This window comes from Paenibacillus sp. P22 (assembly GCF_000469945.2).
GTDB classification, from domain to species: Bacteria; Bacillota; Bacilli; order Paenibacillales; family Paenibacillaceae; genus Paenibacillus_O; species Paenibacillus_O humicus.
The window spans coordinates 1-13,611 of the sequence record NZ_CBRA020000029.1; the positions used below are offsets into that span (position 1 = coordinate 1).

14 protein-coding genes are annotated in these 13,611 nt (G+C 58.6%); 3 read left to right on the top strand and 11 right to left on the bottom strand.

Annotated features, from left to right (window positions below):
- Positions 1–485, bottom strand: a 485-nt coding sequence (locus BN871_RS27510; protein ID WP_157060223.1) for a YutD family protein, incomplete at its 3' end; no start/stop codon positions are given.
- 34 nt (positions 486–519) lie between these two features.
- Positions 520–1,416, bottom strand: a complete 897-nt coding sequence (lipA, locus tag BN871_RS06305) for a lipoyl synthase (protein ID WP_048745058.1) — start codon at positions 1,414–1,416, stop codon at positions 520–522.
- Positions 1,417–1,579: 163 nt separating this feature from the next.
- Between lipA and BN871_RS06310 the strand changes: the two genes are divergently transcribed.
- Entirely contained in the window at positions 1,580–2,602 is a 1,023-nt protein-coding gene (locus tag BN871_RS06310; protein WP_373864550.1) for a M23 family metallopeptidase, read from the top strand.
- Positions 2,603–2,733: 131 nt separating this feature from the next.
- On the opposite strand, the gene yunB is transcribed toward BN871_RS06310, so the two are convergent.
- From yunB to BN871_RS06325, 3 genes are all read right to left on the bottom strand, one after another.
- Positions 2,734–3,660 carry a sporulation protein YunB gene (gene yunB, locus BN871_RS06315; RefSeq protein WP_021879411.1) on the bottom strand — a complete coding sequence of 309 codons (927 nt, stop codon included), beginning with the start codon at positions 3,658–3,660 and terminating at the stop codon, positions 2,734–2,736.
- 194 nt (positions 3,661–3,854) lie between these two features.
- Positions 3,855–4,220 carry a hypothetical protein gene (locus tag BN871_RS06320; RefSeq protein ID WP_048745060.1) on the bottom strand — a complete coding sequence of 122 codons (366 nt, stop codon included), beginning with the start codon at positions 4,218–4,220 and terminating at the stop codon, positions 3,855–3,857.
- Between the two features lie 80 nt (positions 4,221–4,300).
- Positions 4,301–4,735 (bottom strand): Rrf2 family transcriptional regulator, encoded by a 435-nt coding sequence (locus BN871_RS06325; RefSeq protein WP_048745061.1) that lies wholly within the window; start codon positions 4,733–4,735, stop codon positions 4,301–4,303.
- 447 nt (positions 4,736–5,182) lie between these two features.
- On the opposite strand from BN871_RS06325, the gene BN871_RS26130 reads away from it, so the two are divergent.
- Both BN871_RS26130 and BN871_RS06335 read left to right on the top strand, forming a co-directional pair.
- Positions 5,183–7,006 carry a discoidin domain-containing protein gene (locus BN871_RS26130; RefSeq protein WP_053086946.1) on the top strand — a complete coding sequence of 608 codons (1,824 nt, stop codon included), beginning with the start codon at positions 5,183–5,185 and terminating at the stop codon, positions 7,004–7,006.
- A 195-nt stretch (positions 7,007–7,201) separates the two neighbouring features.
- Positions 7,202–8,053 (top strand): SDR family oxidoreductase, encoded by an 852-nt coding sequence (locus BN871_RS06335; protein ID WP_048745062.1) that lies wholly within the window; start codon positions 7,202–7,204, stop codon positions 8,051–8,053.
- A 91-nt stretch (positions 8,054–8,144) separates the two neighbouring features.
- On the opposite strand, the gene BN871_RS06340 is transcribed toward BN871_RS06335, so the two are convergent.
- From BN871_RS06340 to opp4C, 6 genes are all read right to left on the bottom strand, one after another.
- Complete coding sequence (locus BN871_RS06340; RefSeq protein ID WP_048745082.1) at positions 8,145–8,582, bottom strand: RDD family protein; 438 nt, start codon at positions 8,580–8,582, stop codon at positions 8,145–8,147.
- Between the two features lie 35 nt (positions 8,583–8,617).
- Positions 8,618–9,439, bottom strand: a complete 822-nt coding sequence (locus BN871_RS06345) for an alpha/beta hydrolase (protein ID WP_021879416.1) — start codon at positions 9,437–9,439, stop codon at positions 8,618–8,620.
- Between the two features lie 112 nt (positions 9,440–9,551).
- Positions 9,552–10,517 carry an acetylxylan esterase gene (locus tag BN871_RS06350; RefSeq protein ID WP_048745084.1) on the bottom strand — a complete coding sequence of 322 codons (966 nt, stop codon included), beginning with the start codon at positions 10,515–10,517 and terminating at the stop codon, positions 9,552–9,554.
- Between the two features lie 200 nt (positions 10,518–10,717).
- Entirely contained in the window at positions 10,718–11,683 is a 966-nt protein-coding gene (locus BN871_RS06355; protein WP_048745063.1) for an ABC transporter ATP-binding protein, read from the bottom strand.
- On the bottom strand, positions 11,676–12,662 hold the full coding sequence (locus BN871_RS06360; RefSeq protein ID WP_048745085.1) for an ABC transporter ATP-binding protein: 987 nt from the start codon (positions 12,660–12,662) through the stop codon (positions 11,676–11,678). Before BN871_RS06360 ends, BN871_RS06355 begins: the two co-directional genes overlap by 8 nt.
- Before the next feature lie 9 nt (positions 12,663–12,671).
- Positions 12,672–13,607, bottom strand: coding sequence for an oligopeptide ABC transporter permease (opp4C, locus tag BN871_RS06365; RefSeq protein WP_048745064.1), 936 nt, complete (start codon positions 13,605–13,607; stop codon positions 12,672–12,674).
- Between the last annotated feature and the right edge of the window lie 4 nt (positions 13,608–13,611).

Below are 13,611 nucleotides of genomic sequence, written 5' to 3' on the forward strand. Positions count from 1 at the left end.
CCGCCGGCTTCCGCAGCGGCCTCGCCTTGCTTCGCGTCGGTTCCGTCGGCTTGATCGCTGCCGCGCTTGCCGGAGGAGCGGTCGCCGCGGCCGCGCCGATCGGCTGCCGGCGGACGGCTGTAGCTGTCCTCTTCGAATCGGCGCACGCCAGGCACGATCACAATGTCGTCCGGACCCGGCTCCTCCGGAGGGGCATCCGGATCGGCGCTGAGCGGCTCCTTCAGCTCCATGATGAAGTAAGCGCACCCGAAATTGCAATATTCATTGACATATTCCATGATAGCGGAAAAAGCCGTATCCCGGTTCGCTTTGGGGCTATCGTCCCGATAGAAGCCCTTGAGCCTGAGCTGGCTGTAGCCCCAGTCGCCGAGAATATAATCGTAGCGCTCCAGGATGTCGCTGTAGCGATCGCGGAACACCTCCGCATTCCAGGCGGCTTTGTGCTCATGGATAAGCTCGTACTTTCTCGTGCCGACGAATATCAAGTCCGTACCCTCCTCGCGGGCAGGCAGCTGCTGCTTAGACGCCTGCAGCCGCTCCAGTTGCGGATTTCACCTGTTCATGCGCATGGTAGGAGCTGCGCACCATAGGACCGGATTCCACGTGGCTGAAGCCGCGCGCCATTCCTTCTTCCTTGAGCTGCTTGAACTCGTCCGGATGGACGTAGCGCTCGACAGCCAAATGGTTCGGGGACGGCTGCAGATACTGGCCCAGTGTCAGAATATTGCAGTCCACGGCGCGCAGATCGTCCATTGAAGCCAGAATTTCTTCGTATTTCTCTCCGACGCCCAGCATGATGCTGGATTTGGTCGGAATGTCGGGATTCATTTCCTTGGCGCGCTTCAGAAGCTCCAGCGAGCGGGCATATTTGGCGCGGGCCCGGACTCGGTCGGACATGCGCTCGACCGTTTCGATGTTGTGGTTGAGGATGTCCGGCTTGGCGTCCATGACAATCTGCAGCGATTCCCGCTTCCCGAGAAAATCGGGAATGAGAACTTCGACGCTGCACAGCGGAAGCCGCTTGCGGATGGCTTTGATCGTCTCGGCGAAAATCATCGCGCCGCCGTCGGAGAGGTCGTCGCGTGCAACGGAGGTGACGACGCAGTGGCGCAGTCCCATCTGCTCCGCAGCTTCGGCCACGCGCTCGGGCTCCTGGAGATCGAGCTCCGTCGGCAGGCCCGTCTTGACCGCGCAGAAGCGGCAGGCCCGCGTGCAGATATCGCCCAGAATCATGAAGGTTGCCGTGCGGTTGGCCCAGCATTCGTAAATATTGGGGCAGCGAGCTTCCTCGCATACCGTATGCAGCGTCTTGGAACGCATCATATCTTTAAGCTCGGCATAGTTGCCGTCCGTCGACAGCTTGATCTTCAGCCATTCCGGCTTCGGGAGCTTCGGCTTGGGAGCTCTCGTGCTCATGAAATCCCCTGCTTTCCTGTAAATCGCTCATAAATCGCGTATAAGGTACGATAGCGTCAAACTGTCATCTATTATAACATGTTTCGGATAAAAACCAATCGCCATGCAGAACCTAGGGCAAAGCTTCATTTTGCCGTGGAGGTGGAATACCGTGTTGAAAAGAATGATGTTCGCGGCGGCCTCGATTTTGCTGCTGTCCGCAGGCTGCGGAGCCGCATCCGCCGCGGCCGTGCCGGAATCCGCCGGACAGGAGCAGGCTCTGGAAGCGTCGTCCAAGGAAGAGCGCAAGCCGGTATACGCCCGGATGGCGCTTCTTACCGGGCTGTCCTGGGAGCAGGTCGCCGCCCTCGACCAATACGAGCGGACCCTCGGCAAAGCCCGTCCCAAATCAAGGCCGAAACTCGGGAAATGGGCTGGCTTATATGTGACCCCGGAACAATGGACCGGCGCTCTCAACCCCGATGCCGACGACCGCAATCCCGATTCCATCCTCGTCTTCGGCGGGATAGGCAAGGACGGCGACGGTGACGGGAAGGCCGATCCGGCCAGCGACCTCGATCTGCTGTACTCCCAATCGGCCGCGGTCGCCAAATATGGAACGGCGCCGGACGATTTCGTCATCGGCGTGTGGGAATACTACCATAATATCCGGGCCGTCCAGCGGGTGAGCCAATTCGCCCAGCTGTACAAGACCTACGGACGGGTCGATCTGTCCGGAAGCGCGTTCCCCGTCCCCGTTGGAACCAACTACTCCTATCGCAGCACCTGGGGCACCGCGCGCGGCTGGGGAGGCCATCGGACGCACGAGGGAACGGATATTTTCGCGGACTACGGCCTTCCTGTGCGGAGCACCTGCTACGGCATCGTCGAGAACATGGGCTGGAACAACTACGGAGGGTGGAGAATCGGAATTCGCGACGCCGAGAACCGCTACCACTATTACGCCCATCTGTCCGGCTTCGACAAATCGCTGAAAACCGGACAAGCCGTCACGCCCGGCCAGACGCTCGGCTGGGTCGGCAGCTCCGGATACGGCAAGCCCGGCACATCGGGAAAATTCCCGCCCCATTTGCATTACGGCATTTATCGCGACCGGGGCATGGTGGAGTGGGCATTCGATCCTTATCCGCTGCTGAAGCAGTGGGAGCGGCAGGAGCTCAAAGCCAAGAAGGCGAAAGGGAAATGATTCCGCAAATAAAGCAGGCGGAAGGCTCGCGGCCTTCGCCTGCTTTATTGCTTGTCTGTTGATAAATCAAGGCTCGCCGCTCGCCTGAACCAGCGCATCGGAGTTATCCTGGAGGCTGTGTCCCCTCTCTCTCAATGCTGCCCGGAGCCGCCGCCGGCCGTTTCCGGAGTCGTCGGGACGGGAGGCAGGGCGAGAGCAGGCGCGCTGGCTTTCGCGTCGCCGACCGGATTGCCTTTGCCATCGTAATAATAGCTCGGAACATCGCCGACCACCATCAGATAAGAGACCGGTATTTCCGTCTCCAGCGACTGGGAGCTGGAATCGAAAGGAATGATGACGGCCAGCTCGGTTTTGATCCGGATATAGACCTCAACCAGAACCATGTTGATGCCGGCATCGCTTTTGCGCGTGCCCAGCTCCACCTGAGCGTCTCCGAGCGGCTCGAAGCGGACCGGAATGCGGGGACCGAAGGAAGACAGCAGCGCGCTTCCGAAAGCCTGGCCGATCGGAATGCCCTCCTTGAACTTGTCGCTGTCCTTCAGCGTGCTTTGCACCGTCTGGACCGTTTGCGCGGTTATTTTCATATGCTCGTTGTAATTCATCATGAAAGCGGCTATCTTGCCGTTGTCGCCTGTCTTCCAATCGATCAGGTTCTGCAGATCCGTCCCGGAAGCCACCTGTTCCGTAATCGCCTTGTTGATCGCTTCGGTCATGATCTGCTTCACCTTGATCTGCGCCACCCTCATCAAAGGGGGCTGAAGCTTTCTTTCGACGAACACGTATGCGTTCACCGTGCCGGCCAGAACGAGAAGGGCCAGAAACAGCAGCCACCACCGCTTGCGGATTTTCCGCGGGCGCGGAACGGATGGAGGCGTCCGCCCTTGAACTCGAACAGCGCTCATTCTTCGCGAGGCCGTTCGGGCCGACGGCCTCCACTGCGCGGGCGGCTTGGAAGCTCCGGGCCTCCAGCCTCCGGAAGCACGCGGCTTGGCCATGCGCATTCGTTTGGCCGGAGCAACCGGCAGCTTCCATCTGACTCGCCTTCCCCATCGGGCCACTGGCCATCCCTCCCGGCTTCAATCGCTTTTGCTACAGCCTATGCGTACAAGGCCGCAATCAGAAGGACAATGCCGGGATTTCAGCTATGACCCGCTCCTGCGAAAAAGCCCCTGCCTGCAAGCTGCAGACAGGGGCTTGCCGGAATCATCGCCGCCCGCGTGAGCAGTTGGCGTGCCATTTGCGGCTGCCGTACTCATTCATAGACAGCGAAGCGATGCACGGGACCCCCGTTAGCCGGGCTGGAAGCCGCATTTTCGTCGACGCCGGAAAGACGGGCTGCAAGCTCCTTGAACCAGTCCTCGTCCTTGGTCATCAGCGCCAGCTCGATCAGGCTTCTCAGTTCCGCATCGGCGGCAGGCTTATGGACATCCAGCTTGCGCACCTTCGATGTTCTCGCTCCGACCTTTTTGCCTACGATGCGTTCGCGGTCGCTCTGGGTAACGTGGATCCGGCAGGTGTCGGAGTCGACCGAATCGATAAAACCGATGAAGCGTTCATCCATGACTGTAGTCCCGCTGACCCAGTCCCCCATGCCGATAAGGTAATCTACTGAACTCATTTTCCCATGCCTCCCCAGAATCTATATTCAAAAAAGTGACAGTTAGCTCGTAAAACGTCTCCGCACCAACGCTCGGCAGCCTATCCGAGCGCTGCGGTCCGGGCGGACTTGATGCGCTCCAGCACGTCGCGGATCGTCATGCTTTCCAGATGCTGAAGCAGCTTCTCCTCGGTTTCCATGAAGATGACATCCATGACGTTCGCCATATTGCAGGCGACAAGACAATCTCCCTCTTCGGTACCGGAGCACCACGAAGGCTTCATCGTTCCGATGGAGGTCGCTCGGTAAATCTCGGCCAGCGTCACGCTCTCCGGGCTGCAATGAAGAATATAGCCCCCGCCCAGCCCTTCCTTGGTCACAACGTAATTCCGCTTTTTCAAGCAGCTCATCACTTTGCGGACTCGAGAGGGATGCGTATTCACGTTGTTCGCAATCGCTTCGCTCGTCGCCATCCGATCAGGGCGGTATGCCAAATAGACGAGGCTATGCACGGCAATCGTGAATTCACTGTTCATGATATCCTCTCCCCTCTGCAAGCTTACTGTTATTCTATCGGTAACAGTTGTCGAAGTCAACTGAACCTGGAATGACGATTGAACGGCCTACTCGCCACTGCCGGCGCTCACCGGAGCGTGCAAGCCGCGCCGTCATCCAATGCCTAACCGGCACAATGGAAGGAGTATGGGTGCCAGCACTCATTTACTCGAATATAGGCGGCTTTAAATTCTTTTAAATTAAACAAAATTAAATTGTTGCAAAAGTTTTATTCGAATCCTATACTATTGTTGAATTATGGAAACGCATTCATTTATTCTGAAGGAGGTGACCGTCGCTTATCGAATCGCCTTGAGGCGCAGTCGCCGGCTTCCTATGGAAAGCAGCTGCTGCCGATTTTGCTCCAAGCAGCATGAGTCGGCACCAAGGTAAGGCTTGGCCCATCAACCTTCAGGAGGTTTTGTAACGTGTCCATTTCCCGCCCCGCCTGGCTGTGCGCTATTGCGCTGATTCTGGTCTCGATTGCGCTCGGAGCCGTCCACTCCCCTTCCGCCGAGGCCGCAACGGTCAACCTGGCGCTAGGCAAGCCGGTAACGGTCTCCTCGGTCCAAAGCTCCGAATATGGCGGCTCCAACGCCGTCGACGGCAATACATCCACCCGCTGGTCGTCCAATACGAGCGATCAGCAGTATATCATCGTCGATCTGGGCGCAGCCCGCTCCATCTCCAGCGTTGTGCTGCGCTGGGAGGCCGCTTATGCCAAAGGCTTCCAGATTCAAACGTCGAACGACAATTCGACCTGGACAACCGTCTATTCCAATTACAGCGGCACAGGCGGCACCAACACGATCACCTTCACCGCCAGCGCCCGCTATGTGAAAATGTATGCCTTCACGCGCGCGACCGCCTACGGCTACTCCCTTTACGAATTCGAAATTTACGGCGACGATGGCGGCAGCTCTTCTACCGGAAATCTGGCTCTCGGCAAGCCTGTCACCGTCTCCTCCACCGAGGATTCCACGACTCCGGCATCTAATGCGGTCGACGGCAATGGTTCCACTCGCTGGAGCTCATCCTATGCCGACCAGCAGTTCATCTATGTCGATCTCGGGTCCCCGCAAAGCATCGCCAAGGTCGTGCTGAAATGGGAAGCGGCCTACGCCAAGCAGTTCCAGGTGCAGACCTCGACCGACAACAGCACCTGGACGACCGTTTATTCCAATTACAGCGGCACCGGCGGCACCACAACGATCACCTTCTCTCCCGCGTCAGCACGCTATGTCAAGGTATATCTGATCCAGCGCGCTACGAGCTACGGCTTCTCTCTCTATGAATTCGAGGTCTACAACAGCGCCGGGGGCGGAAGCGGCACCGGCGTCGCGGCCGTCAAGCAGCGCGTTCTGGATTACCTGAACGGAATTTCCGGCAACCATACGATCGTCGGCATCGAGAACAAAAACGCCGGTACGCCGACAAGCGACAGCAACACTGTCGCCTCCATCGCCGGACGCACGCCCTCCTTGTGGGGCGGCGACTTCGGCTTCGGCAGCGGAGCTGTCGACAAGCGCCAGACGATGATCAACGAAGCCAAAAACCAGTTCAACAAAGGCGCGCTCGTCACGCTGATGTATCATGCCTGCGCTCCGAACCGGGATGAATACTGCAGCTGGGACGATATCGGCGGAGCCAATCCGGCCAAGCTGACCGATGCCCAATTCACCCAGCTCACGACGCCGGGAACGAGCCTGTACAACGCTTGGATCGGCCGCCTCGACACGCTGTCGACGTATTTGCAGGACCTGGAGAACAACAATGTCGTCGTCCTGTTCCGCCCCTTCCACGAGATGAACCAATGCGTCTTCTGGTGGTCCTGCCACAAAGGGTCGAACGGAACCGCCAAGCTGTACCAGATCACGCATGATTATTTGACGAATGCAAAAGGACTGGAGAACATCATTTGGGTCTGGAACATCCAGGACTTCTCCAATCTCAGTACGGAAATCGACGCCTACAATCCGGGTGCTTCCTACTTCGATATCGCTTCGCTGGACGTCTATAACACGGGATACACCACGACGAATTACAATACGATGCAACGAGTGTCGGGCGGGAAGCCGATTGCGATCGGCGAATGCCAGTTCATGCCTTCCTCCTCGCTGCTCGCCAGCCAGAACAAATGGATTTACGCGATGCTTTGGCCGGACTTCATCGAGGACAATCGAAGCGCGCTCCCGGGCATTTACGCTGCCGCCAACGTGTTGACGCTCGATGAAATGCCGGGCTGGAAATAGTCAGGAGCATCGCCTTTCCAGCCATGGATCGACAAAAAACGTCCGGCACAGACTTCTCCTCGCCTTCAGGTCCGCATGATGCGGGCCTGTTCGGCTTGAACTTCATGTTCGCGTCAGCTTGACCCTGGCATGGTCCCGCTATATGGTTTAGTTATGAAAGAATGGATCGCAACGAAATCGCAGGAGGAATGCCCAATGTCAAAAGCAGCAGCCATTACCGGAGCCTCGTCCGGAATCGGCCTCGCATCGGCTCTGAAGCTTGCCTCGGAAGGCGTCCGGGTTTATGCCGGCACGCGTAATCTGGAGCGTGATTCCATGCGTCATGCCGGAACGGCCAATCTTACTTTTCTGGAAATGGAGGTTACCGATCCCGCTTCTCTGGAGCGCGCCTTTCGGACGATTGAAGAAGAGCAGGGCCGGCTCGATCTGCTGTTCTGCAACGCCGGATTCGGCTGCTTGCGAGCGCTCGGACAAGCGGAGATGGCCGATATCGAGCGTGTATTCGATACCAATGTGTATGGGGTGATGAATACGATCCGGGCCGCTCTTCCGCTGCTTCGGCGTTCCGGGCAAGGATATATCATGACGACTTCAAGCGTCGGCGGACTCGTCGGGCAGCCTTTCAATGAAATTTACTGCGCAAGCAAGTTCGCGGTGGAGGGACTGATGGAAAGTCTCGCTACCTATTACAAGCCTGCCTTCAACATCGATATCACGCTGCTGGAGCCGGGTGCGATCGCGACCGAATTCACCGGTACGGTCATGAATCATCTGCAGCAGACCGGCGGGATTCTGGAAGACGAGTACAAGCCGATCCTCACCCGGTATATGGACAATTTCGCTGCCCGCACCTCGGTGCCGCAAACCTCCGAATCCGTGGCCGAAGTCGTCTGGAGTCTCGTGCAGGCGGCGGACAAGCCGCTTCGCATCCGCACTTCGGAGGCAGCGGAAGCCTTTGCCCGATTCAAGACGGAGCAGGATCCGACCGGTCTTATCGGTCTGAAGAATACGCGCAGGCTTCATTTGAACATAGACGAGGAACAATAGAACATTCCCATCATACCAACTCCAAACAACCCGCGGCCAAGGGAACGCTGACGTTCACTTAACCGCGGGTTGTTTGTCTTGTTCGCGGGCTTTATTCCTTTATGACCCCGGTACCGGCGATAAAATCATGAATAGAGCGCTTGTCCTCTCGAACGCCGACCCTAATTGCGCTCGCAATGGCTCCAACGCCAAGTGTGATGGCGTAGACAAGGCCCGCTACCAACGTACGCAGCAGCATGGTGCCGACACCTGGCGGCTGTCCGTCGCTGACCTTCACGATTCGTATGCCGCATATCCGTTTCCCAACGGTGTACCCGTACCAAAAGACAGGCACAAGCAAGGAATACAGAAACATCAATAAATTCGAAATAAAATCATCCCCAAAATCCCTTCCGGTGAAAAGCATGAAGAGAAGGGAAATCGGCAGTGCAACAATAAGAGAGTCAAGAAGGCTCGCGCCCAGCCGAATCCAAAAGCCGGCATTTTCATTTCCGTTCGTTTCTGTCCCTCTTTCCGGTTGATCCTTTATGATATGGCTGTATATGTACTCAATACAAACCGAAGCTACAAACCATCCTCCACACGTCCAAACCCTTGCCGCTGGAGCCAAAGCCCGCAGACGGCGTGCCAGTTCGCGACATGGGGATCCTCATCCGCGAGGCCCATGCCGTGCCTTCCCTTCTCATAGACATGCAGGTCGAACGGTACGCCGGCGCGGCTGAGAGCGGCTGCAAGCATCAGGCTGTTCTCTACCGGGACGGCGCCGTCGTCCGATGTATGCCAGAGAAACACGGGCGGAGTGTCTGCGTTTACGTGAAGATTCGGACTCAGCCGTTCCACCAGCGCCGGATCGGGATCAAGGCCGAGCAGATTGATGCGGGACCCTTCATGGGTATAGGCGAGGTCCATCGAGATGACCGGGTAGCAGAGGATGGCCGCGTTCGGCCGGCTCGATATCCGGTCCTCCGGATCCTGGGCATCCGGCCGGCCGTCATCGTACAGCGTCGCCGCAGTCGCGGCGAGATGCCCGCCTGCAGAGAAGCCGAGCACGCCGATTCGATCCGGATCGAGGCCCCATTCCAGCGCATGATAGCGAACATGGCGTATGGCGCGCTGCACATCGTCCTGCGGGGACGGATACGTATAAGGCGCGACTCTATAACGCAGCACAAAAGCAGAAATTCCGAGGCCGTTCAACCACAGCGCGACCGGTTCTCCTTCATGCTCGGCCCGCATCCCATAACCGCCGCCAGGGCATACGACGACGGCGCTTACGGCGCCTTCAACCAGGTAAGCCTCCAGCGCCGGACGGTCCTCCTCTCCGTCGCCCGCTGCCAGAGGTGCGCCGGAAGGCCATAATTCGATCATTTGGCGATTGTCGCTCATGACATGCCATCTCCTTTTTCCATTTCGTTCCCCTGCAAGCCATGTCTCTGCTTAAGCGGAGACAATTGAAACCCGATCTTGCCTGAAGCTATTGCTTCGCGAATCCATCCCGCTACGCAAACCAACCCGGAAACTTCCGCTGCAAATAGGCCAGCTTGGCCTCGGTCTGCCTCGACCCGCCGCCCTCGTGGCCATTGAACGGATAAATGTTCATCTCCTTCTCCGTCCGGATCCGGTTATAGGTCGCGAAATACATCTGCGGCGGACAGACCTCATCCTTGAGGGCGACCGAAGCGAGCACCGGACAATGGATGCGGTCGGCCATGTTCATCGTGTCGAAGTAGCTCAGATTGTCCAAAACGAGATCCGTCTGCTCCGGATGCCGCTTCAAATATTCCGTGACGCCGCCGAAAGCGCCGTGGCAGCCCTCGACGCGGGCCTCGAGATTGCTGTTGCTCGGCACGTCGACCAGGACGGCGGCGGGACGGTCGTCCAGAGCCGAAACTGCCATCCCGAGCGCCCCGCCCTGGCTGACGCCTTCGATGACGATGCGGGTCGGATCGATCTCCGCCTGGGCGCAGGCGAAGTCGATCGCCTTGAGACAGTCCATATAGGCATACCGATAATAGTACTCCATCTTGTCATGAACGCCTTTGACGGCGACGTTCCCGACAAAGCCATGCGTGTAGGAAGCGCTGTTCCCGGTCGGTCCGCCCTGGTCGCGGCAGTCGACGGAGAGCACGGCAAGGCCCATCATCGCCCAATGCATATGATCCGACGGCTCGCCTCTGCTTCCCGAGAAGCCATGATAATGGATGAGGCAGGGATAGCTTTCCTTCTTCAAAAAATGCGGAACGATCAGCCATCCCCGGATGGAGGTCTCGTCCATTCCGTTATAAGCGATATCGTAGACGCCGACATGCCGGCTCGGATAGTCGATCTCCGTCCGCTGCGGCTGCAGAGGCACCTTCTTGGCCTGATTCAAAGTAAGCTCCCAAAAGGCCTCAAAATCCTCCTTTTTAGTCAGCCCGGGCAAATAACCGTAGAGATCCTTCGTTGCCTTCTCGATATATCCCATTCCCGCTTGATGCTCCCTTCTGATCGACTCGAAAAACCAATCCATGCTTTCAACATTCGACTATAACGCCTGTAGTCCTCCCTTGAGGCAATCTCCTTTTGCTTTCGGTCCGCTGTGCACGGCATTGTGCGCTCGTACAAAAAATCGCCTTCCCGGCCTCGTCTCGAGGGGAAAGGCGATTCTGGATTTCAAGCAAGCCGTCAAGCCAAATGACAGGCCACATAATGCTCTCCGCCCATATGGCGGAACTCTGGAACCTCCAGCCTGCAGCGCTCCACGGCCAGCGGGCAGCGCGTATGGAACTTGCAGCCGGATGGCGGGTTGGCGGGATTCGGGATATCCCCCCGCAGCACGATCCGCTCCCGCTTCAGCTTCGGAATCGGCACCGGCACCGCCGACAGCAGCGCCTTCGTATACGGATGGAGCGGCGTGAGGAACAGCTCGTCCCGCGTGCCCGTCTCCATCATGGACCCGAGGTACATGACCCCGATCCGGTTGCACAGATGCTCCACCACGCTGAGATCGTGAGAGATGAACAGATAGGAAAGATTCCGGGTCTCCTGCAGATTGCGGAACAGGTTGATGATCTGCGCCTGGATGGAAACGTCGAGCGCCGACACCGGCTCGTCCGCGATGATCAGATCCGGATTCAGCGCAAGCGCGCGGGCGATGCCGATCCGCTGGCGCTGTCCGCCGCTGAATTCATGGGGCAGACGGTCGATATGGTAAGCCGACAGCCCGCAGGAAGCCAGAACCTCCTGCACCCGCTCCCGGATCTCTTCCTTCGGTACCAGCCCGTGGTCCAGGAGCGCCTCGCCGATGGCATCGCCGATCCGCACGCGGGGATTGAGAGAGCTGTAAGGATCCTGGAAGATCAGCTGCAGCTCGGGACGCAGCTTGCGCAGTTCTTCGGAAGGAAGATGATACAGATCCTTTCCTTTGAAGCGGACTTCGCCTTCCGTTTTTTCCGTCAGCCGCACGATCGTTTTGCCGACGGTGCTCTTGCCGCTGCCGGACTCGCCGACAAGCCCGAACGTTTCGCCCGGACGAATCGTCAGGCTGATGTCGTCTACCGCTTTGACATGTCCGACGGTGCGGTTCAGCACCCCGGCCTTGATCGGAAAGTATTTCTTCAGATGCCGCACTTCCAGCAAAGCCTCAGACATGGGCCAGCGCCTCCTCTTCATACAGCCAGCAAGCCGTTTTCTGGCCTTGCCCGACATCCTTCAGCTTCGGCTCCCGGGTCCGGCAGATCTCCATGCAATGCTGACAGCGATCGTGGAAGTAGCAGGATTCCGTCAGCTCAAGCGGATTCGGCACTTGTCCGGGAATGGAATACAGCGTGTCCTTGCGCTGGTTGATGATCGGCTTGGACTTCAGCAGCCCTTGCGTATACGGATGCTTCGGATTGTTGAACAGCTCCACGACTTCGCCTTCCTCGACGACCTTGCCGGAATACATGACCACGACGTAGTCGGCCATCTCCGCGACGACGCCGAGATCATGCGTGATGAGCAGGATCGACATCCCGCCTTCATCCTTGAGGCTGCGCAGCAGGTCCAGAATCTGAGCCTGGATCGTGACGTCGAGAGCGGTCGTCGGCTCGTCGGCGATGAGCAGCTTCGGATTGCAGGACACCGCGATCGCGATCATGACGCGCTGCAGCATGCCGCCGCTCAGCTCATGCGGATACGAGTCCATGATCTGCTCCGGCCGCGAGATTCCGACGAGAGTAATCAGGTCGATCGCCCGCGCCCGCGCCTCCTTCCGGCTCAGCTTGCGATGCTCCATCAGCGGCTCGACGATCTGCTCGCCGATCTTGAGCACCGGATTCAGCGACGACATCGGCTCCTGAAAGATCATGGCAATGTCGTTGCCGCGCACGGTCCGCAGCTCGTTCGCCTTCATGGCAAGCAGATCGCGGCCGTCGAACTCGATGGCGCCTCCGACGACTTTGCCGGACGGGCCTTCCACCAGCCCCATGACCGACATCGCCGTAATGCTTTTGCCGCAGCCGGATTCCCCGACGATGCACACCGTTTCGCCGGCCCGCACATGCAGGCTCACTCCGTCGACGGCCCGCACCGTGCCGGCTTCCGTGCTGAAATGCGTTTTCAGTTGCTCAATATGCAGCAAGTCTTTCACGACCCGCACCTACCTTCCCTTTTTCGGGTCCAGAACGTCCCTCAGACCGTCGCCGAAAATATTGATGGCGACTACCGTCACGAAGATGGAGAGACCCGGCGGAATCCACAGCCAAGGACGCTTCTCGAAATCGATCATGTTGTTGGCCGCGTCGATCATGTTGCCCCAGGTCGGAGTCGGCGGCGTGACGCCGAGGCCGAAGAAGCTGAGTACGGACTCGCTGAGAATCGCGCCGCCGATATTCAGCGTGGCGATGACGATCAGCAGCGGCACCAGATTGGGAAACAGATGGTTGAACAGCTTGCGGCGGCTGCGCAGGCCGAGCACCGTCGTCGCCTGCATGAACTCGCGTTCCCGGAGGCTGAGAATCTGGCCCCGGACCATGCGGGCCAGTCCCGGCCAGCCGACGATCGCCAGCATGATCATGACGATGTACATCCGGTAGTCGGGAGGAACCTTCCATTCCGAGAGGAGCGCGCCTGCGATGAAGAGCAGGGGAAGGCTGGGAATGGTCAGCAGCAGATCCGCCACTCGCATGATGATCTGATCGGCTACGCCGCGGTAATAGCCGGCGATGATGCCGAGCAGGCCGCCCAGCAAGACGGACAGCACCATGGATGCCAGTCCTACCGTGAGCGAGATGCGGCCCGCCTGGAGCACGCGGGTCAGCACATCCCTGCCGAGCGCATCGTTGCCCAGCCAGTGCTTGGCGCTTGGGGCTTTGTTCATCAGCGCCATATTGATCTTGTTGTCCGCGTACGGAGAGAACAGGGGGCCGAGGAAGCAGACCGCAAACATGAAGACGACGACGGCAAAGCCGAATACGGCCAGCTTGTTCTTCAGCAGCCTGCGGAGAGAATCGCTCCAGAGCGAGGACTTCGCCGCCGCTTTCGCTTTCGCGCCGGCCTTGCCCGGTCCGGCGAGCTCGCCTTTTGCTAGTGACATGAAT

Excerpts from the sequence above, each read along its gene's own strand:
- BN871_RS06335 (WP_048745062.1), top strand. The coding sequence starts at position 7,202 with ATGTCAAAAGCAGCAGCCATTACCGGAGCCTCGTCCGGAATCGGCCTC.
- BN871_RS06320 (WP_048745060.1), bottom strand. The coding sequence starts at position 4,220 with ATGAGTTCAGTAGATTACCTTATCGGCATGGGGGACTGGGTCAGCGGG.
- BN871_RS06325 (WP_048745061.1), bottom strand. The coding sequence starts at position 4,735 with ATGAACAGTGAATTCACGATTGCCGTGCATAGCCTCGTCTATTTGGCA.
- BN871_RS06350 (WP_048745084.1), bottom strand. The coding sequence starts at position 10,517 with ATGGGATATATCGAGAAGGCAACGAAGGATCTCTACGGTTATTTGCCC.
- BN871_RS06310 (WP_373864550.1), top strand. The coding sequence starts at position 1,580 with ATGATGTTCGCGGCGGCCTCGATTTTGCTGCTGTCCGCAGGCTGCGGA.
- BN871_RS06345 (WP_021879416.1), bottom strand. The coding sequence starts at position 9,439 with ATGAGCGACAATCGCCAAATGATCGAATTATGGCCTTCCGGCGCACCT.
- BN871_RS06355 (WP_048745063.1), bottom strand. The coding sequence starts at position 11,683 with ATGTCTGAGGCTTTGCTGGAAGTGCGGCATCTGAAGAAATACTTTCCG.
- lipA (WP_048745058.1), bottom strand. The coding sequence starts at position 1,416 with ATGAGCACGAGAGCTCCCAAGCCGAAGCTCCCGAAGCCGGAATGGCTG.
- opp4C (WP_048745064.1), bottom strand. The coding sequence starts at position 13,607 with ATGTCACTAGCAAAAGGCGAGCTCGCCGGACCGGGCAAGGCCGGCGCG.